Below are 21,044 nucleotides of genomic sequence, written 5' to 3'. Positions count from 1 at the left end.
GTGAAACGAACATAAGACCCGTTCAATGTTCGCTTCATGGAGGCGGTGATGAGTTACCTCAGCGGCCTGACATACGATAGCCTGACGGCTTCGACGACCTCGTCGTCAAGCACATCAACTTCGTCTAGTACGAGCGAGAGCTCTACCTACGAAACCTATATGACGCTGATGCTGACGACGCTTCAGAATCAGGACCCGACCGATCCCGAAGATGTGTCAGAGATGACCACGCAGCTGGCGACCTTCGAGCAGCTTGAACTGGCTGAAAATAACAATGCATTGCTGTCGGATCTTTCGGAATCGCTTCTGACCCTACAGGGGGTGATCGATAACAGCGCCGCGCAGTCCTATCTTGGTACCGATGTTGTCGCAGTCGGGGATACCGCCCCGCTCGAAGATGGCGAGGCCGAATGGTATTTTGTCCTTGATGATGATGCCTCGAATGTCAGCATCGAAATCACCGATGAAGATGGAAATGTTGTCTACGAGACGACGGTGACCGGTGCCGAGGGTGCGAATAATTTCACATGGGACGGGGTGACGGACGGCGGAAGCACGCTGAGCTCGGGGACCTATACCCTTTCGGTCGAAGCGACCGATTCTGACGGAAATTCCGTTGATTCTGAAATTCTCATGACCGGTGTGGTGTCGGCAATCGACCTGACCGGCGACGAAGCCGTGCTGTATGTCAACGGGGTCGATATCGCGATCTCGGACGTTCAGGGCACGCAAACAGTTTCCTGAAGCGAAGGATCAAAGCCATGAGCTTAAGCAGTGCACTGAATTCCGCCGTTTTGGGGCTGAATGCGCAATCGACGTCGCTTGGTGTGATTTCGGGCAATATCAGTAACAGCGAGACTGTCGGTTACAAGGATAGTTCGACATCCTTCTCGTCGCTGGTGACCACGCCCGGCTCGACGACGACTGGCTATTCCAATGGTGTGACGACATCGACCCAAACCAATATCAGCTCGCAAGGCCTGATTCAGGCAGATGATACTGCGACCAGTCTGGCGATATCGGGTGATGGTTTCTTTGTCGTGACCGATGGCAATGGTGACGTTTATTACACGCGTGCCGGTGATTTTGACACTGATGCCGAAGGCAATCTGGTTAACAGTTCTGGCTATTATCTTATGGGATACGCGCTTGACGATGACGGTAATCCGGCAAGCGGCACCGTTCCGACCAGCACATCGGCCCTGACGACGATCAATCTTGAAGATCTGACCGGAACGGCAGAAGCTTCGACCGAAGTTTCGATGGTAGCAAACCTTCCGGCAGATGCGGCAGTTGGCGATACATTTTCCGTTGATGTCGAAGTGTTTGACAGTCTCGGTACCAGTCATACGGTAACCTATAACTACGAGAAAACGGCCGAGAATGAGTGGGAGCTGACTTATTCTGATCCGGTTCTGACCTCGGACGGAACGACGGTTACGGGTACGTCCTCGGGTGGTCCATTGACGATTACCTTTGACGGGGACGGCAATCTTTCGGCGATTACGGATACCAGCGGCACTGATGTGACCGACAATGCAACTCTGACCATCACCGGCTGGACCACCGGGGCTAATGATAGCTCTATCGTTTCCGATCTTGGAACGGCCGGCGATGACGACGGCTTGCAGCAATTTGCGTCCGACGAAGAAGATGGCGACATGACGCTGTATTCGGTTGACCAGAACGGTTCGAATTACAGCGAGATCGCCGAGATATCGATCTCGGACGATGGGGTTGTTTCGGTGACCTATGAAAACGGCGAGAGCGAACCGGTCTATCAGATCGTACTGGCCGATTTTGCCAACGCGGATGGCCTGACCGCTTATAGCGATACTGTCTACAAGGAAAGCAACACATCGGGCAGCTATGTGCTGAAAACCCCGGGTGATGGCGGAACCGGGACGCTGGCGGATTATTCGCTGGAAAGTTCCACCGTCGATACTACCAGCCAGTTTTCCAAAATGATCATCGCACAGCAGGCCTATTCGGCGGCGGCACAGGTCGTTTCAACGACCAGCGATATGTATGACACGCTCATTTCGGCAGTGAACTAAGTCGTGAAGCAAGGGGATTTCAGGTTATGACAGCAATGGCTTTGGCACTTCCAAACGATAGCGACGCCGTCACGCAGATCATTGCGCGTCTCGAAGAACTTCTCGATGTCGAATGGCGGATCCTTGAACAGGGTCAGTATGACCTTTTGCCCGATATCACGGCGGAAAAGACTCTGCTGGAAGATGCGCTGAAGTCCGAACTGCGTGCTCAGAAACAGGCCGATCCGGAAAATCCGCTTGCTGGCCAGATCATCAATTTTGATTTGGTGCGCAGTCTTCGCAATAAGCTTGATCGCAATAATATCCGCCTTATGGCCAAGCGCGATGCCTGCCTGAAACGTATTCGTGCCGGTTGGGCCGCAACGGCAGGTGATCAGGCAACGTCATATGACCGCGATGGTGATCTGCATGGCAAATCAACGCGCGCCATTCTGAATTTGAAGATGTAACTGCACTTTTGACAACTGACAGGTCAGAAAAATGTCGATCCGTGCTGCCCAATCTGCTGCGTTCAGCGCATTGCAATCAAGCCAGACCGGGATTGCTGTATCTTCGAACAACATCGCGAATGCGTCGGTCGAAGGATACACAACCAAGTCGACCAGTCTGGCCAGCAATATCAGCGGTGGTTCGGCTGTGGGCGTTTCGGTCACTTCGGTGGGATCAAGCGTTGACAGTTATCTGATCAAAGCGATTAACGAAGCCGCGTCGGAAAGTGGGTATGCATCCGTGTTTGCCGACCCGCTTGAGATTGTTTCAAGCAATTTCGGATCGGTTGGAGATGATGACGCAATTTCTACCCTGATCACCGACCTTGAAACATCAATCGCATCCCTTGCTGTCAGTGCAGACAGCCAGTCGGCCAAGTCGCTTGTTCTGACCGATGCAGAGCAGATTGCAAGCGAGCTTAACAGCCTTTCGGCAAGTGTTCAGGATCAGCGTGCGTCTGCCGATCAGTCGATCGAAGATACCGTTGATCAGATCAATTCTTTGTTGAATGAGATTCAGTCCTACAACGAGCAGCTTACCGGAACGGATGGTACAACGCTGGCTTCCAGCGAGATTGAAGATGCGCGTGCGGTCGCCATCCAGGAACTGTCTGAACTGGTTGATGTGTCCTATTACACCAATTCATCCAACCAGACGCAGATCTATATCGGCGGGACGCTTGTGGTTGGTAGTCAGGTGCAGGAACTTGAATATAACGCGGTTGGTACGGTAAATGCCGACACGGTGTTTGGCGAAATCACCGTGAATGGTAATTCGATCACGGATGATGTCAGCGGTGGCGCGCTGGGAGGACTGATTGAACTTCGTGATGAAACCCTACCTGCCATTCAGGATGAACTTGATGCCCTTGCCGTGGCTCTGATGGACAGCGTCAATGCCGTGACCAATCTTGGCACGTCCTATCCCGGCCCGAACGAGCTAACATCAAGCGAGACAACGGCGCTGACAGATTCCTTTTCCGGAACCGGCACCGTTCGGTTGGTGGCGACGGATGAGGATGGCAATGCGGTTGAAATTCTTGATATCGATCTGACTACGGTGACGACGGTTCAAGATCTGGTTGATCAGATCAATGGATCAACAAACATGAGTGCTACGGTAAATGCGGATGGCACTTTAACCATCGCCAGCACGGATGATGATTACGGTGTATCGATCATCAATATGGATGCCGAGATTGGTGCGGATGCGCAGGGATTGTCGGATTATTTCGGTCTGAACGACATGTTCACTGGAACCGGTGCCGATGATATTTCGGTTAATAGCGCGTGGCTGGCCGATTCCAGTCTGGTGCCAACCGGATCGGGATCGGACGACGCGACTCTTGCCGTTGGCGATAGCGTGATTTCGTCGGGAAGCTCGGATGTGGCCGAGGCATTGGCCAATGTTTTTGATACCAATGTCAGTTTCGATGCGGCCGGGAACCTTGGCAGTACCAAAACGACGCTTTCGGATTATGCATCAGAAATACTGTCTGATGTTGCCCAGCAGGCTTCGACTGCCGAAACCAAGGCCAGTGTTGCGAGCACCGCGTTTAGCGATCTGGTTGAGAGTTTTTCCAATCAATACGGGGTTAATACTGACGAAGAGGCTCTGACATTGGCCAATCTTGAAAGTGCCTACGAAGCGGCCGCAGCGGTCCTGGAGATCACGCAGTCTCTGATGGACACGTTGCTTGAAGCTGTCCGGTAAAGGGTAAAGAACATGAGAGTTTCGACAGCCGCCATGCAGCAAAATCTGCTGAATCAGATGCGAAGTGTTCAATCACAACTTACAGATGCAACCAACCAGTCAAGTTCGGGAATGAAAGCGGACTCCTATTCCGGTGTTTCGGATAATTCCTATGTCATCAGCACACTAAGCGCGGAAATATCGGAATCGTCTGCCTATGCCGATTTAGCAGAGCAAATTCAAAGCCGGGTCGAAATGTATTATTCGACGCTGAATGATATGGTCGATCTGATGAGCGATATGCTGGCCGATATTTCGGGCGCACTTAGCACTGGAAGTCCCGATGTTGCCGGGATTAATGAGTCCGCGACGGCAGCACTTTCCACCATGGAATCTTTGCTTAATACCCAATATGAAGACCGGTATCTGTTTGCCGGGTCGGCCACAAATACGGCACCGGTTTCTGTCGATGTGGCGGATTATCCGGCCATGACAACGCCCAGTGCAGCCGATACCAGCTATTATTCCGGCAATAGTGATATTGCATCGGCCAAGGTCGCGGATGGCACCACCATCGAATATGGCCTTACCGCCGATCAGGAGCCGTTCGAACAGGCATTGCGGGCGTTGAACCTGACGGCATACGCATCAGCCGATCCGATTGATGAAGCCGCCCTGACCGAGGCCATGACCCTGATCGAGGGCGCGGTCGAGGGAATTGCAGATCTTCAGACCCAGGTCTCTTTGACCCAAGATGAGCTTGAGGCGATTGTTGACATGCATACCGACTTCCAACTGACCGCCGAGGGTATCGTGACCGACCTTTCCGAAGTCGACCTGGCCGAGGCCATGGTGAATCTTGAAACCCTGTCAGTACAGCTTGAGGCATCCTATTCGGTCGCCGGTCAAATCGTTGATATGTCGCTGTTTGAATATTTGCGCTGAATTTACCATATCGGATCTTAGTTTGGTTGCTGGTTGTGACGGTCGATAAAGGCCTCATACCTGCATGACGCTTGCGAAACGCTTGCAGTTATAGCCGAGCGCCATGAGCTGCCACTCAGCCTTGACATTTCTGATGCCGCGCACGTGGAAACGGGTGAAGCCGAGGGGGCGGATCTGATAATGTCGAGTACGGGTTCGGTGGTCTATTTTCGTTTCCTGTATTCGGTTTTTGCTGGGGGCGGCTCGATCTTGCGCGTTTCAAGGAGACGATCTGATCCAGTGTCATCCTTGCAATCCTGTGCCGCCCGGCTTGCGCCAAGCAGGATCGCGGTTGCGCATAGTCCTGTACCCAAAAGGATCAGGACATGACCGATATGGTGCGAAAGGTTTTGAAAACGCATCATCATGTTTTTGTGTGTGACAGTTGCTGTCAGGCGGCTGTGGTGTCCGGTGCCGGGTTGGTTTGGGCATTGGCAGGTGTCGCATCGCCGCCCAATGCCTGATAGAGCGTGATCAGGTTGGTAATGCGATCAAGCTGATTTGAAAGAACAGCTTCTTCGGCGGTGCGTCTGGTTTCCTGCGCGTCCAGCCAATCCTGCATGGCGACTGCACCGGACCGGAACCGGGTTTCGTAAATCCGTTCGGCATTGCGTGCGGCGTCAAGTGCGGCTTCAAGCCGGGCGGCACGGCGATCATATTGTGTGCGGGCTGAAAGCGCGTTTTCAACGTCGCTCATGGCTTCGTAAGCCGTTTGGCGGAATTCGGCGATGGCCTGTTCATATTCGGCTTCGGATACCTTGATATTAAGCTGTCCCTCGTTCCAGTTCAGGAAAGGCAGGGCAAGGCTGGCGCCCAATGTGCCAATCGGGTTTTGCAACAGATTGCGCAACTGGTCGCTGCTGGTGCCCAATTCCCCCGTCAGGGTCAGGGTCGGTAGCAAACTGGTTTTGACCGAATTCAAATCCGAAACGCTTTCCTTAAGGCGCAATTCAGCCGCCCGTACGTCCGGGCGACGCGACAGCAATTCCGATGGCAGACCCGCCGCCACATCGGGCAGGGCACCGGACGGTAATGTCATGCGCGGAATTTCAATATCACCCGGTGCGCGGTCAAACAGGATCGATAGCGCGTTTTTGGTTTCCGTTAGACTTTGTTCGATCTGGGTATAATCGGCCAACTGGCTTTCAAGGTTCTGGCGGGCTTCGAACAGTTCCAGTGACGATGTCGAACCGGACGCATATTGAACATCGACCAGATCAAGGGTCTGCTGGGCGTAATCGATACTGGCCTGGGCGATATCCAGGCGTTGCTGATAGTAAACCGCCTGCCAGTAAAGGGTGGCGGTGGTCCCGATCAGCGATAATGCCGTGCTTTCACGATCTTCAAGGGTCGCCAGTGCTTCCCAGCGGGCGGCATCGTAATCATGGCCAAGCTTGCCCCAAAGGTCGAGCTCGTAACTGATTCCGGCATTGGTGCCAAAGCTTCGCGTACTGCCATTATCCTCGTCCAGATCGCGCGAAACCGATGCATCTGCTCCACCGGAGAAATCGGGGTAAAGGTCATCTTCGGCAAGGCCCGCGGTCAATTGTGCCTTGCGGACTTTGATGGTGGCCGCCGCCAGGTCGTTATTGCGTTCAAGCGCACGGGCGACAAGTTCATCAAGCTGGTCATCGCCGAAATTCTGCCACCAGTTTTGCGAGGCGGTGATGGTTGCTGCGTTGCTGTTGTCCGATGCGGTGGCGGCTCCGTTCCAGCCGTTTTCCGACGTAATATCCGGACGGGAATAGCGGGTTTCGTTCAGGCTGCTGCACCCTGCAAGTGCCATCATCGAAAGGATGGTTCCGGTCTTTAAAATCCGTGTGATCATTTTTGTATTCTCCGTCAGTCGCGCGACAGGGCGTCGACCGGATCAAGCCGGGCGGCATTTCGGGCAGGCAGGAAGCCGAAAGCAATCCCGATCAATGTGGCGCAGGCAAAGGCTGCGACAATCGAGGTCGTCGAATAGACCATCGAAAACGAGCTTCCCATCGCGTCAAACAGAACGCCGATGCCAAGGGCAGTCAGAACGCCAAGTGCCCCGCCAAGGATGCAGACCAGAACCGCCTCGATCAGGAATTGGCGCAGAATGTCGCTTTGACGTGCGCCGACCGCCATCCGAACCCCGATTTCACCGGTGCGTTCTGTAACCGACACCAGCATGATATTCATAACGCCAATACCGCCAACGATCAGGGAAATCACCGCAATTGATGAAATCAGAAGTGTCATGGTGCTGGTGGTTTTTTCGATGGTTTCACGGATGGTGTCGGTATTGATCGTGAAAAAGTCCTTTACCCCGTGCCGCTGGGTCAGAAGGGTTTCGATGTTCTGTTGGGCCAACGCGGTTTGGACTGCGTCATCAATACGGACGGTGATGCTGCTTAGGTAATTCTGGCCGAGAATTCGGGTCAGTGCGGTGGTGTAGGGAACCCAGATATTCAGGCTGTCATTATTGCCAAAAGTGCTGTCCTTTGGCGCGGTGACACCAATGATGCGCACCGGCACGGTGCCAAGGAAAATCACCTGCCCCAGCGGGTCTTCGCCGTTCGGGAACAGTTTTTCTCGTGTATTGTCGTCAATGACCGCGTCCTGACTGCGTTTATCGACGGCTAGGCTGTTAAACCAGATGCCGTCGGCCATTTCATAGCCGCGTACCCGGTAATAATCGGTGCCGACACCGGCAACCGCGGCATCGACTTCGATATTGCCATATCGCAGGGTGACGGTGCTTGAAACCTTGGGTGTGACGCTGTCGACATAATACTGGGTCGCCAGAATATCGGCATCGGCGGCGGTTAATGTCCTGATCTGGCTGGCATCGCGATCACCGAAATCCTTGCCGCGATTGACATCAATCGTGTTGGTCGCAATCGAACTGATATCGGCAAGGATGCGATCCTGCGACCCTTGCCCAAGGGCAACGACCGAAACCACCGATGCGATACCGATAATAATGCCGAGCATGGTTAAAAAGGTCCGCAACCGATGCGCATTCATGGCCACCAGTGCCATTTTGAATGCTTCGGTAAAGCGATCTATTTCGGCCCGGATACGCGATGCGCGGTGGGTATAGTTTTCAGCTTTTTTGCTGGCGGCGCGTTCGACAAAGGCTTGCGTCTGGCGTTCATCGCGGATGATTTCGCCGTCGCGGATTTCAATGATGCGTTCGGCATGGGCGGCAACATCATGATCATGGGTGACCAGAATGACGGTATGGCCGTCGCGATGCAGGTTCCGCAACAGTTCAAGCGTTTGTGCGCCGCTTTGGCTATCAAGTGCGCCGGTCGGCTCATCGGCCAAAATGACATCGCCGCCATTCATCAATGCGCGTGCGATACTGACGCGTTGCTGCTGCCCGCCGGAAAGCTGGCTGGGGCGATGATGAATGCGATCCCCAAGTCCGACACGGGTCAGGATATCCATTGCACGGTCGCGCCGGGTTTCGGCGTCAAAACCGGCATAAATTGACGGCACTTCGACATTGCCAAGTGCGCTTAGATCCGACAGCAAATGATAGCGTTGAAAGATAAATCCGAAATATTCGCGCCGAAGGGCGGCCAGTTCATCTGGTTCCAGATCGCCGGTCAGGCGGCCATTAACCCGGTATTCCCCGCCAGTTGGTCGGTCAAGACAACCCAGAATATTCATCAGCGTCGATTTGCCCGATCCGGACGCGCCAATGATCGCAACCATTTCGCCGCGTTCAATCGTCAGGTTGACACCCTTTAACACGGCAATGCGATCCTCGCCCGCCGGGTAGTGCCGCCACAGATCGCGGATTTCGATCAGCGGGGTGTTAACCGTGTTTCTCGCTATCTGGTTCATGATCAGAACATCCCCCCCGGGCCGCGACGTATGGACTGGCTGGTTGCGACTGCGCCACTGGTCGCGCCAATGACAATGTCGTCATTTTCGGAAATGCCACTGATGATCTGGGCGTTGATATTGGTGTTCATGCCAACTGTGACCGGTTTTTCAACCGGGGCGCCTTCGTCATCAAGAACCCGAACGGTATATTGCCCGTCCTTGTTCGGGCCACTCAGCGCGGCGGACGGTACGATCAGGGCATTTTCCACTTCGTTTAACGTGATGGTGACTTCGGCCGTCATCCAGACACGCAGGCGGTGGTCCGGATTGGCGATGTCAAACAGGCCATTATAATAAACCGCCTCGTCGTCGGTGTTGTCGTCGTCATCCTCGATCCCGGTCGGGGCCGGTTCGATGGCGCGAAGCGTGCTTTCATATTGCGTGTCGGGATCGCCCAGAATGGTGAAGCTGACCGGTTGGCCTTCGCGGACGCGGATGACATCGGCCTCGGATATTTCAGCCTCGACCGTCATGGTATCAAGCTGTGCGAGTTTTATGATGGTCGGGGTGGATTGGGCGGCGTTGACGGTCTGGCCTTCCTTGACTGGCAGGGCAACAACTGTACCGTCCATGGGGGCCAGGATTTTGGTATATCCAAGATCGATTTCGGCGGTATCAACGGCGATTTTTGCCTGATCAATTTGCGCATTGAGCGCTGCGATTTCAGACTTGGTCACATTTAGGGTTGCCTCGGCGCTTTCGAAATCTTCCTGAGGCGAGGCATCAAGCGCACGCATATTTTTCTGCCGCGCATAATCAAGTTCCGCCTGTTTCAGTTCGGCCTGTTTGGCGGCAAGTTGTGCCTTGATGTTGGCAAGGGCGGCCTCGGCATCGCGCAAATCGTTCTGCTGGGTCGATGGATCGATTTCTGCAATCAGATCTCCTTCCTTGATTTCATCACCGAGATCGACATGCAGTGCCTTGATCTGCCCTGATACCTGTGCGCCAACACTGACCAGTTTGGAGGCGGTGATGGTGCCACTTGCCAGTACCGTATCGGCAAGATTGCCGATACGGGGTTTGGCGGTCACATAACTGGTTTTGGCTTCGGACGGGAACAGATAGGCCTGTGCCATCCATCCTGCCGCCAATATGACGATCAGGGCGATGACAAGGTTGCGTGCGGTCCTGGATGATTTCTTCATCGTGCTTTCATGTCCTTGGATGAGACGCGCCCGACGTTGAAAGGCAATTGAGCCGTCGGGCATACCAGACATAGCAACCCCTTTGTCAGAACGGGGTGAGGGGGATGAAAATGATCTGTAAGGAATGTGTAAAGTCTGGCATCCACGCCTTTCGTTAGGCGGTTTAAGCGCTAGAATGTCATCATGAACAGGAATTAACCCGCATTTGAAAGACCCGTTGCCCGTGACCAGAATTCTGCTTGTTGATGATGATGTCGAACTCGGCGCGATGCTGGGCGAATATCTTGAAGGCGAGGGGTTCGAAATAGCCAACGCCTATAACGGCGAGGATGGCCTGCGCATGGCGCTGGGTGGCGGGTTTTCCGTTGTGTTGCTTGATATCATGATGCCGGGCATAGGCGGAATTGAAGTACTGCGCGAATTGCGCACCAAAAGCCGGGTGCCGGTGATCATGCTGACCGCCAAGGGTGACGATGTCGACCGGGTTGTCGGGTTGGAACTTGGTGCCGATGATTACATCCCCAAGCCATACTATCCACGCGAACTGGTGGCTCGCATTCGTGCCGTCCTGCGCCGCGTTGAACCGATTGCCGAGGTGCGCCGCGATACGAGTGACTCTAATATGGACGATGAAGTCGTTCTGGGAAAATTGCGACTGAATACTGCGCGCCGGGTGGCACAGTTTGATGGTCGCGACTTGGACCTGACGGTATCGGAATTCAATCTTCTGGAAGTTCTGATGCGTGCGCGGGAACGTGCCTTATCGAAGAACGAGCTTTCAATGAAGGTATTGGGACGCACACGCGAGGTTTATGATCGTTCGATTGATGTGCATATGAGCAACCTTCGACAGAAATTGCAATCCGTCAGCAATGATGCCGGTTTGATTGAAACCGTGCGCGGTTTTGGCTATCGCCTGAGGCAGGACATATGAGAGGCCGGTTATTCTGGAAAATCCTGATCGGTTTTGCGTTGACCTTTATGGCAATCTGGCAGGGCGTGTGGCTTTTATTCACACTGTATGGCGATCCGCCCAAGCCCTATCATGTCGGATATCTTCAGGAAATCGCACGCGGTTATGTCGAAACCGCGGCCCGCATCGTCGAGGCAGAAGGCATTGGTGCACTAGAAAAAGCGATTGCCCATTGGCCCGAAGATGAACGCATACGTCTTAGCATCGAGCCTGATGCAAATCGCACCGCACGGCCGGTGCCTGATTTTATTCCCGAAGAGCGGTTCGAGGAAATCCGCGAAAACGGATTTCTGTCGCGTGATGCGGTCAGCCCGGTCGGATTGCTGGTACATCTGAAATTTGATGTGTCCGATATCGTTGCCTCTATCCCGGAACGGAGGCGGTTCAATGTTCCGACACCGTTGGTGATTGCGGGTGTTCTGGGAGGGCTGGTGTTTAGCGGTGTTTTGGCCTGGTACCTGACACGCCCGATCCGGCAGCTTCAGGAGGGGTTCGAACGACTTTCGAATGGTGATCTGACATGGCGGCTAGGCGAAAAGATTGGACGCAGGCGTGACGAGATTGCCGATCTGGCGCGTGACTTCGATGTGATGGCCGTGCGGTTGCAGCAGTTGATCGAGGCCCGCGACCGCCTACTAAACGACGTATCACATGAACTGCGATCCCCGCTGGCGCGGATGCAATTGGCCGTCGGGCTGGCGCGTCAGAAACCGGAACGGATCGAAGGATCACTTGACCGGATTGAAAAAGAAACCATTCGGCTGGATGAATTGGTCGGAGAACTTCTGACCCTGTCACGGGCCGAAAGCGGTGCCAGCCAGAACCAGACATGGCTTGATATCGACCATCTTCTGGGCCGGGTTGTTAGTGATGCCCGGTTTGAGGCCGAGGCAACCGGGATCAAGGTCCAGACCAATCTTGCCATCAAACGCAACTGGCATGGTGAAGTGCCGGTGGTGGCGGGCAATGCTGAACTTTTGCGGCGGGCCTTTGAAAATGTAGTGCGCAATGCCTTGCGCCATTCACGCGAAGGCCAGCTGGTGCGGATTTCTTCCGAAGCAGATGCCGATCGCAATGTGTTCTGCATCACCATATCCGATCAGGGGCCGGGTATTCCGGCTGAGCAGCTTGAAAATATGTTCGAACCGTTTATCCGCGGGGAGCCCGGGATAAACGGTGCCGGCTTTGGCTTGGGGCTCTCGATTGCGCGGCGTGCAATCAAGGCACATGGCGGTGAAATCGCCATTCGAAACCGTGATGGCGGTGGCCTGGATGTTTTGATTACCCTGCCATTTTCCAATTTTGTAGACCCTAATGTGTTTGGCTCTGCAATTTGAAGGCTGTCTTATGTTGGTTGGGTATCATACGGAGGAAAGGGCTTGGCAGTAAATAAGTTAGGCTCTAATGGTGATTGGCGTAGATGAGTATACTTCGGTGCGCGTCCCCGCAACCAACTTTAAGAAAGCCTGCCCTCGTGGCGGGCTTTTTTAATGTCTGGTAGGTGGGAGCGGTCATTTTTAGCCTCTTGTTCAAACCAAGCAAAGCATCGCTTTGCGCCGGTTCAGCGTAGCGCAATGCGCGTAGCTAAATCCTCTCCCCGCAACCAAACGAGCAAACCCCGCTATCCGGCGGGGTTTTGTCGTTTTGGCTTCGGGGATGACGGATGTTGAACCCGCAAATAGGCCAAGCCTGTTTGCCAGGTTCTTTGCGGAGCCCGTCGGGCGGAGCTGAGCGAACAAAGTGAGCGCTAATCCTGCCAAAATCCAGGATGTTACTGGCAAGATTTTATGGCGAGATACGCAGAGCTGTACTTTTGATAAGCATCATCAAATGTGCTCGTCAGGCCTTTGTCCGGATCAATTGTTTCCCGGACTTCCGGGAGGCTCATGACACTATTCGCGGCCAAACCGGTGGCAGCCGTGATGCCAAGTCGTGCAGCACCGAGTGCTGCTCCAAATTCGCCGCTTTTGGGAAGTGACAATGGGACGCCAAGAGTAGTTGCGATCAGCTGTATCCAGTATCGGGAGGCCGACCCACCGCCAATAGCGATCAAACGATCCAGTTTAGCGTTGGTTGCGGCCAATGCCTCAAAGCTGTCTCGCAAACCAAACGCAACACCTTCAAGCACGGCACGCGTAAGATCTTCGCGGCTCGTTTCGGTCGCCAGTCCTGTGAAGCTGCCACGGATCTCTGCATCATTATGTGGCGTTCTTTCCCCCGCCAGATAAGGGAGATAGCGGACAGTGCCGGGTTTTTTCAGGTTGCCATCAAGCTTTGAAGTTAGCTCTGTCGGGTTTTGACCGGTGATGCGCGCAAGCCAGTTCAGACTATCTGTTGCCGAGAGCATAACGCCCATCTGGTACCATCTTCCCGGGATGGCATGACAGAATGTATGCAACGCGGTTTCTGGTGCCGGATGATAGCCGTCGCGTGCTGATAGCAACACACCAGATGTGCCAAGCGAGACAAATCCCTGTCCTTCATTCTGCGCGCCAATGCCACAGGCCGCTGCTGCATTATCACCCGCACCACCGGCAACCGAAACCGGCCCACCAAGACCCCATTTGTCCAAAAGAGCGCGACGCAGGCGACCGGCTTCGTCCGTACCTTCGACAAGGCGGGGCATCTGATCTTGGCGCATGTTTCCGGCAGAAAGCAACGTGTTCGACCATGTCCGATTACCCACATCAAGCCATGATGTGCCCGCGCTATCCGACATGTCCGCAACATATTCCCCGGTCAGGTAATAGTTAAGATAAGCGGCGGGCAGAAGAACCTTTGCGGTTTTTGCAAAAATATCGGGTTCGTTTTCCCGCACCCATTCAAGTTTCGGGGCGGTAAATCCCGGAAAGACGATATTGCCTGAAATGGCACGAAACGGTTTTTTCGCATCAAGGTGCGCGGCCTGCGTATGAGAGCGCGTGTCATTCCACAGAATACAGGGGCGCAAGACCCGTCCGCTGTTATCCAGAAGTGTCGCTCCATGCATATGGCCGGCTACGCCAATACCCCGCAGCGCGGCAAACTGCGGATAATTATCACGCAGCTCGGCAATGGAATCTTCCAGTGCCGCAATCCAGTCCGAAGGATTTTGCTCAGACCAGCCCGGATGCGGATGGCTGGCGTGATAGCTGCGTTCCGCTGAGCCTATCGGCACACCACCGTCGTCAATCAGCAGTAGGCGGATACCGGAGGTTCCCAGATCAATTCCAAGAAAAGTCATCCCAAAGCCTTCTGTGGAAATTCAAGCTGCCATATCTTGAGCGATGGCATGCAAATGTGTTGATGTTACGCAGGCTTGTGCAGAATTGCATCTCCAACGTCCAGAAGGCATTCAAAGATTTCTGACGCACCGGCGGATTTAAGCAGTTGGGTTTGATGTGAGCGAATATCATGTAAATGCGTTCCACCTACAAAACCTATAGCTCTCATCCCGGCTGAGATAGCTCCTTTTACGCCATGCGGAGAGTCTTCAATAACAACACAATCTTTGGGATCGGTTGCAATGCCCTCTGCGGCAAGCAGGAATAAGTCAGGCGCGGGTTTGCCATTGGCGACCTGCTCGGCACTGTATGCGGTGCCCGGGAAATGCGCGGCAAGACCCGATATTTCAAGAGTTGCCGCCATTCGTCGCAGGGAGCTGCCGGTTGCAAGTGCCGTTTTCATCCCTGCATTGGAAAGCCGATCCAACAACATTTCCGCATTCTCAATCTGTTGGAGGCGCGTTTGATATTCCCTGAGAAGGCGCGTTTCGACCCGGTCGATAAAATCGTCCGGGCAGGCCTGACCGAGACGTTCGGAGACATGTCTGCAAATGTCTTGGATCGAAACCCCGAGAAACCGGTCACGGATATCATTAACCGTAATGCCATCAATTCCGAGGCGGTGCATTTCGGTTGCCAAGACCTCAAGCGACAAGGGTTCGCTGTCGACCAGACAACCGTCGAGGTCGAAAATTACTGCGGCAGGTGAATTCATCGGGCTCCCCTATATCCGCAGTTCGGTATCGCGGTCGAACAGATGCACGTTGACCGGATCAATCACATAATGAAGTTCGGAACCGGGGCGGGCAGAGATACGCTGTTTGACCAGCGCGTCAATGAGGTCACCGTTTGATTTCGCAACGATCTGGGTTTCAGAACCTGTTGGTTCAACGACCACGACATTCATTGAAATCCCCTCATCGCCAATGTCGATATGTTCAGGACGAATGCCGTAGGTCACTGATTTTCCCGTTGGTGTTGTGGTCGGTGGTATTGGCAGGATCAGGCCGTTATCGGACTCAAAGTGCTTCGTGCCATTGTGTTCGGTTATCTTGCCATGAACGAAATTCATCGAAGGTGAGCCGATGAAGCCAGCAACAAAAACGTTTATCGGATTGTCATACAGATCCAACGGAGAACCAATCTGCTCGACCCGGCCATCACGCATGACGACGATTTTGTCCGCCATGGTCATTGCTTCGATCTGATCATGGGTGACGTAGACAATCGTTGTGCCAAGACGCTGATGCAGTTCCTTGATCTCAACGCGCATGGTCACGCGCAGTTTGGCATCAAGGTTTGAAAGCGGCTCGTCAAACAAGAAGACTTGCGGATCTCGCACGATGGCGCGGCCCATGGCGACACGTTGACGCTGGCCGCCGGAAAGCTGCTTGGGATAGCGGTCAAGAAGATGGGCAAGATCGAGAATTTCGGCGGCGTCGGTAACCTTCTGCTTTATCTCGCTTTCCGGTCGTTTTGCCATCTTGAGCGGGAAGCCGATATTTTCATACACCGTTTTGTGGGGATAAAGTGCATAGCTTTGGAACACCATTGCAATATCGCGTTCTTTCGGCAGAACATCATTCACGATCCGTCCGCCAATCGAGATGGTGCCTTCGCTGATTTCCTCTAGCCCGGCAAGCATGCGCAACAGTGTTGATTTGCCACAACCAGACGGCCCCACCAGGACGACAAACTCGCCATCCTTGATGTCGACATTCACCCCGTGCATGACCTGAATATTGGCGTAGCGCTTGATTACGTTTTCTATTTTTACGTCGGCCATAAGGCTTCTCCCTATTGCGGCAATTCGATCTGCAATTTGACGTCCGCCGGTGGGGCGGATGCTGCGATCTCGAATGCGCGCACGCTGTCTTCGAATGCGAATGTTCTGGTGATCAGGGGTTTTACGTCGATTGCGCCGGAACTCAGCATGGCAACACAACGCGGAAAGACATGGGCATAACGGAAAATATTCTCGATCCGGGCTTCCCGGATCATCGCTGCCCCTGCGTCATAGCTGATCGGATCAGGCTGACCGCCAATCATGACGACACACCCACCCGGGCAAAGGGGTTCAAAAACCCCGGCGGCAGCCTTGGGCGAGCCGGTGGCTTCAAACACGATATCGGCCCCCCAGCCATCGGTGTCGCGTTTGATCACCTCGGGGATGTTTTGGGATTTGACATCAATTGGGATGATCGCCGCACTTAGGGATGCTGCTATTTCAAGCTTTTTTTCGGCAAGGTCGGCGACATACACCCGGGCACAGCCACCGGCCAATGCCGACAATGCGGTGACCAGTCCGATGGGGCCAGCGCCGATGACCACCGCGATATCGCCCGGTTTGATCCGGGCTTTGGTGGCGGCGTGGACACCCACTGCAAGCGGTTCGACCATGGCGGCCTCGGCAAAGGATACATTGTCGGGAAGCTTGAAGGTAAAGGCTTCGGGGTGCACACAGGTCGGGCGCAAAATCCCGTGTACCGGCGGGGTTGCCCAAAAGCGTACGGCCGGATCAACATTATACATGCCAAGGCGGGTTGCCTTGCTGTTGGGGTCGGGGATGCCCGGCTCCATACAGACCCGGTCACCAACGGACAGCGTTGTGACATCGCATCCGGTTTCGATCACGGTGCCGGATGCTTCGTGCCCCAGGATCATTGGCGCAGTGACCACAAATGGACCAATCCGGCCATGGGTGTAGTAATGTACATCCGATCCGCAAATGCCGACGGTATGCATCTTGATGCGCACGTCGCGTGGGCCAAGGACTTCTTCCTCGCGGTCAATGGCAGGAAAATCGCGCAGGGTGATGTCGTCTTTTTTTTCCAGAACCAACGATTTCATGGCGTTATCCTTTCCTGACGATAAAGACAGCAAGAGCAAGGGCAATGGCATTCGAAATCCAGATGGACAGACCCATTGGCTCCACGAAGCGGAACCAGAACAGGGACAATGCCACCCAGATCACGACCGAGATAAAGCACCGGTCAAAGGCATTGGTTTCGATTGGCAGAAAGCCGTGCCGTTCTTCCGGGGCCTTGGTTTTTTCGGTGTCGTCTTCGGTCAGCGAGGCTGTATCAAGCTGTGTCGTATTGTGTCTGGTCATGGTGTTATCCTTTCACCGCGCCAAAGGTCAGACCGGCAACAATATGTTTTTGAACCAGTCCGAACACGATCAGGGCAGGGATCAGGGTGAAGACTGAAATCGTGGCCATGATTCCCCACTCGGTCCCGGTGGTCGTGACATATTCCGAAAGGCCGGTGGTCAGGGTACGGGCATCGAAATTGGTAAGTGTTGCTGCCAGCAGATACTCGTTCCAGGCAAACACCCAGGTCAGGATCAGGGTCACGGCAAGCCCGGGCCGACAAAGCGGAAAAACGATTTCGGTAATAACTTTCCATGGGCTTGCACCATCGACATAGGCGGCTTCATCCAGTTCACGCGGGATGGCGTCAATCGTCGGGCGCAGGGTCCAGATCGCAAACGGCAGGTTAAAGGTGCAATAGACCAGAATCATGCCAATCCGGGTATCAAGCAGCGTGAAATCGCCAACCCGGTAAACCTGCGTCATCAACAGGAAAAGCGGCAACAGGAACACCGCGGGCGGTGCCATACGGTTGGTGATCGTCCAGAAAAAGATGGATTCCTTGCCGCGGAAATTGAAACGCGATAGCGCATAGCAGGTAAAGAAACCAAGCACTGTGCACAGCACGGCATTCCCGGTCGAAATCACCAGTGAATTGACCATGTAGCTTCGGATCAACCGATTGCCGAGAACCTCGACATAGTTCCCCCAATAGGGATTGCTAACCAGAATGTCCGGTGTGCTGAAAAGCTGAACCGCGGGTTTGACCGAAATGACAAACAGCCAATAGATCGGAAACAGGGTCAGAAGGCTGATCAATATCCAGAAAAGCGTTGTCAGTAGCGGATTGCGCTTTTTCATCGTCTTATCCCTTCCGGTTCTTGCGCGGTGCGAGCATGCTGACATAGAGCAGCCAGCAAACCACGATGGTCAGATACAGCACGATCACCGAAATGGTAGAGCCATAGCCGTAATTGGTCTTGGGGAAGACTTCCTTGAAGATATGCACGCCAAGGAAACGGGTGGACGATCCCGGACCACCCCCGGTTAGCATCCAGACTTCATCGACCGTGCGCAGGGCATCCATCAGGCGAATGAAAACGGTTGCGACCAGAGCTGGTGTGATCATCGGAAGGGTGATGTGCCAGAATGTCTGAGCTTTGTTCGCCCCGTCGATCTGGGCCTGTTCAAACGGATCGCGTGGCAGCGACACCAGTGCCGCGATCAGGGTCAGGGTGACAAGCGGCGTCCAGTGCCAGATATCCATGATGACGATGGTCAGGAAGGCAGCCGGGGCGGATGTCCCGATATTCATCGTGATCCCGAACCATTCATCCAGATAATGAGGGATGATCCCGATGGATGGTGTGGTCATCAGCTTCCAGACCGACCCGACAATGATCGGTGCCATAATCAGTGGCAGTGTATGGATCGTGCGAAAGACCGATTTCCCGGGAAATTCCCGCATAAAGGCCTGAGCCAGCAGATAACCGATCACCAGTTCGGAGAGAACGGCAAAGATGACAAAGGCAACTGTCACGCCCAGCGAATTCAGGAATGCGCTGTCAAAGACGATGCGCCGGAAATTCTCCGCGCCGTTGAAAATCATTTCGGGGGATGCCGCAAATGGATTCCATTGATGGAACGAGACGAAAACGACATACAGGAACGGCAAAACGCCAAAGAAAAACAGGATCACCAGCGTAGGGGCCAGGAGGATCCAACCAAGCTTGTTGGATTGCATCGTCAACTCCCTGGAAAAAGATGCAGTGTGGCGGTCACGCCGCCAAAGCGGGGATCATGCCGGGATCTGGTCGCTGCCCATGGGGCAGCGACCATGAAAGGTAAGTTGGGAAAAGGCCTTACTTGCGATAGCCAAGATCGGTCAGCTCGGCCTCGGCCTTTGCTGCCATCTGATCAAGTCCCTCGTCCGGGCCAAGGTCGCCCGTCAGGATTTGATACAGGATCGGTGCAGTAGCTTCGCGAACCTGTGCATGGAACGGATATGCCGGGGCGCCGGCAAACAGATATCCCTTGTCACGCAGAAGATCATAATAACCGCCAAGTTCTTTGTTCATGGCCTGGACTTTGGGATCGTCATAGGTCGATTTGTTGGTCACACGTGGTGCGGCAACAGCCCAGTCCGGCTGAACTTCGTCCTGACCGATATATTGCAGGAACAGCATCGCGGCTTTCTGGTTTTTTGACGTTGCTGGAATGCCAAAGGCACCTCCATCGTAATAACCGATATAACCTTTGCCGCCTTCGACTTCCTCAAGGATGCCGTCTTCCATCGGGGGCAGGGCGACCCCCACTTTTCCAACTACAAGCGATTTGGATTCATCGGCTGCGATCCAGCCGGCGTTTTCACCATAGACCAGACCTTGGGCAACACGACCCGCACCAAATGTGGTGCCGACTTCCGTCCAGGTCGAAGCATTGCTTTCAGGCGGGGCAATGTCGCGCATGCTCAGCCACCACTTCATGGCTTCCTTGGCTTCGGGGCTATTCATCGAACCCCCATTGGCAACGGATGCGGCATAGTTGTTGTCCGCATCAATGCCCCAGTTATAGACGCCATAAGTCGGGGCAATGGTTTCAAAGAACTCGTACCAGGATGCCGGATGGCCGGTATGGGCCTGTGCGGTGGTGCCCCACAGATCCAGATCGTGATCTTCGCCCCACTTGGTGAAGAAGCGGGCGATCTCGCCATATTCTTCATGCGTGGTGGCCGGTTTCAGTTCGTGGCCGGTTTCTGCCTTGAAGGCTTCCTTGATTTCCGGATCGTTGAACAGGTCGGTACGATAGAGATAGATCTTGATGAAAGCTTCCATAGGGACGCCATACAGGTGACCGTTTTCACCACGGAAGTAATCGGCAAAGGTGGTGAAGTTGTTCTCGCTGTAAGTCGGTGCCTTAAGGGACGGATTGTCGGCCAGAAGTTTGGTCGTGTCTGTCAGGAAGTCGCGCGCCAGATAGGAATAGACAATGTCCTGTTCGATAAAGACCATGTCATAGATGCCGGTTCCAGCTTCCATGTCCTTGATGGCCTTGTCATACATCTGATCCCAGGACGTGGTCTCGATATCAACGCGGATACCGGTCAGTTCCTCGAATTGTGGCGCGAGGACTTCGCGAATGTAATTGGATGGCGGTGTGGATTCCGTCACGCCATGCAGTGTGACATCCTGATAGGGGGCGGCTGCTTCTTTCCAGAATGCATCATCAGCATAAGCAGTGCTTGAGGCGACAGCCATGGCGAAGGCTGAGACGCCCACTTTGAGTGCAAAATTCATTGGATATTCCTCCCGTTGATTGATGGGGGATCGCATTTGGCAGTCTTGCGCTGCATTGGATTTGCGATTCCGGTCGCCGGAAGAATGCATATGTAATATATTTGATGCAAGTGAAAATTTTCATTTGTAATTTTTGAATTACATTTGTTAGTTTGCGTGACATGACAATTGCACAGGGCCAATGTG

Annotated in this window: 19 protein-coding genes; 7 read left to right on the top strand and 12 right to left on the bottom strand. The window is 54.0% G+C overall.

Going from position 1 to position 21,044, the window contains the following annotated elements:
- Positions 1-48 precede the first annotated feature (48 nt).
- From IT971_RS14860 to IT971_RS14840, 5 genes are read left to right on the top strand one after another with little or no spacing between them, the layout of a single operon-like run.
- On the top strand, positions 49-744 hold the full coding sequence (locus tag IT971_RS14860; protein ID WP_158526696.1) for a flagellar hook assembly protein FlgD: 696 nt from the start codon (positions 49-51) through the stop codon (positions 742-744).
- Between the two features lie 17 nt (positions 745-761).
- Positions 762-2,057: a flagellar hook protein FlgE gene (flgE, locus tag IT971_RS14855; RefSeq protein ID WP_063096050.1), complete on the top strand. Its 1,296-nt coding sequence runs from the start codon at positions 762-764 to the stop codon at positions 2,055-2,057.
- Between the two features lie 26 nt (positions 2,058-2,083).
- Complete coding sequence (locus IT971_RS14850) at positions 2,084-2,506, top strand: hypothetical protein (RefSeq protein ID WP_063096052.1); 423 nt, start codon at positions 2,084-2,086, stop codon at positions 2,504-2,506.
- Positions 2,507-2,537: 31 nt separating this feature from the next.
- The gene (gene flgK, locus IT971_RS14845; RefSeq protein ID WP_063096054.1) at positions 2,538-4,259 is read left to right on the top strand and encodes a flagellar hook-associated protein FlgK; all 1,722 of its coding nucleotides are present in this window, start codon (positions 2,538-2,540) and stop codon (positions 4,257-4,259) included.
- 12 nt (positions 4,260-4,271) lie between these two features.
- On the top strand, positions 4,272-5,183 hold the full coding sequence (locus tag IT971_RS14840) for a flagellin (RefSeq protein ID WP_065702075.1): 912 nt from the start codon (positions 4,272-4,274) through the stop codon (positions 5,181-5,183).
- Between the two features lie 203 nt (positions 5,184-5,386).
- On the opposite strand, the gene IT971_RS14835 is transcribed toward IT971_RS14840, so the two are convergent.
- Genes IT971_RS14835 through IT971_RS14820 form a run of 4 tightly spaced genes read right to left on the bottom strand, consistent with a single transcriptional unit; the run spans position 5,387 to position 10,234 of the window.
- Positions 5,387-5,590, bottom strand: coding sequence for a hypothetical protein (locus tag IT971_RS14835; RefSeq protein WP_063096058.1), 204 nt, complete (start codon positions 5,588-5,590; stop codon positions 5,387-5,389).
- Between the two features lie 23 nt (positions 5,591-5,613).
- Positions 5,614-7,050: an efflux transporter outer membrane subunit gene (locus IT971_RS14830; RefSeq protein WP_063096060.1), complete on the bottom strand. Its 1,437-nt coding sequence runs from the start codon at positions 7,048-7,050 to the stop codon at positions 5,614-5,616.
- 14 nt (positions 7,051-7,064) lie between these two features.
- Entirely contained in the window at positions 7,065-9,047 is a 1,983-nt protein-coding gene (locus IT971_RS14825; protein ID WP_063096062.1) for a MacB family efflux pump subunit, read from the bottom strand.
- Positions 9,048-9,049: 2 nt separating this feature from the next.
- The gene (locus tag IT971_RS14820) at positions 9,050-10,234 is read right to left on the bottom strand and encodes an efflux RND transporter periplasmic adaptor subunit (RefSeq protein ID WP_063096093.1); all 1,185 of its coding nucleotides are present in this window, start codon (positions 10,232-10,234) and stop codon (positions 9,050-9,052) included.
- 223 nt (positions 10,235-10,457) lie between these two features.
- Between IT971_RS14820 and IT971_RS14815 the strand changes: the two genes are divergently transcribed.
- Positions 10,458-11,168 (top strand): response regulator transcription factor, encoded by a 711-nt coding sequence (locus IT971_RS14815; RefSeq protein ID WP_220387810.1) that lies wholly within the window; start codon positions 10,458-10,460, stop codon positions 11,166-11,168.
- A complete protein-coding gene (locus IT971_RS14810; RefSeq protein ID WP_063096064.1) occupies positions 11,165-12,544 on the top strand; it encodes an ATP-binding protein in 1,380 nt (459 codons plus the stop codon). Before IT971_RS14815 ends, IT971_RS14810 begins: the two co-directional genes overlap by 4 nt.
- Before the next feature lie 434 nt (positions 12,545-12,978).
- Here the strand turns inward: IT971_RS14810 and xylB are convergent, their stop codons facing one another.
- From xylB to IT971_RS14770, 8 genes are all read right to left on the bottom strand, one after another.
- A complete protein-coding gene (xylB, locus tag IT971_RS14805) occupies positions 12,979-14,430 on the bottom strand; it encodes a xylulokinase (protein ID WP_063096066.1) in 1,452 nt (483 codons plus the stop codon).
- Positions 14,431-14,495: 65 nt separating this feature from the next.
- Entirely contained in the window at positions 14,496-15,185 is a 690-nt protein-coding gene (locus tag IT971_RS14800; protein WP_063096068.1) for an HAD family phosphatase, read from the bottom strand.
- A gap of 9 nt (positions 15,186-15,194) precedes the next feature.
- Positions 15,195-16,256, bottom strand: a complete 1,062-nt coding sequence (locus IT971_RS14795) for an ABC transporter ATP-binding protein (protein WP_063096070.1) — start codon at positions 16,254-16,256, stop codon at positions 15,195-15,197.
- A gap of 11 nt (positions 16,257-16,267) precedes the next feature.
- Entirely contained in the window at positions 16,268-17,320 is a 1,053-nt protein-coding gene (locus IT971_RS14790; RefSeq protein ID WP_063096072.1) for an NAD(P)-dependent alcohol dehydrogenase, read from the bottom strand.
- Between the two features lie 4 nt (positions 17,321-17,324).
- Entirely contained in the window at positions 17,325-17,582 is a 258-nt protein-coding gene (locus IT971_RS14785; protein ID WP_063096074.1) for a DUF2160 family membrane protein, read from the bottom strand.
- A 4-nt stretch (positions 17,583-17,586) separates the two neighbouring features.
- Positions 17,587-18,423, bottom strand: coding sequence for a carbohydrate ABC transporter permease (locus tag IT971_RS14780; RefSeq protein ID WP_063096076.1), 837 nt, complete (start codon positions 18,421-18,423; stop codon positions 17,587-17,589).
- 4 nt (positions 18,424-18,427) lie between these two features.
- Entirely contained in the window at positions 18,428-19,306 is an 879-nt protein-coding gene (locus IT971_RS14775; protein WP_063096078.1) for a carbohydrate ABC transporter permease, read from the bottom strand.
- A gap of 118 nt (positions 19,307-19,424) precedes the next feature.
- On the bottom strand, positions 19,425-20,858 hold the full coding sequence (locus IT971_RS14770) for an extracellular solute-binding protein (RefSeq protein ID WP_037991671.1): 1,434 nt from the start codon (positions 20,856-20,858) through the stop codon (positions 19,425-19,427).
- Positions 20,859-21,044: the final 186 nt, after the last annotated feature.

The sequence above is a fragment of the Thalassospira sp. B30-1 genome (genome assembly GCF_015767575.1).
Taxonomy (GTDB): Bacteria; Pseudomonadota; Alphaproteobacteria; order Rhodospirillales; family Thalassospiraceae; genus Thalassospira; species Thalassospira xiamenensis.
Note: the sequence above shows the minus strand (reverse complement) of the source record. Positions and strands in the feature narration are given on the sequence as shown.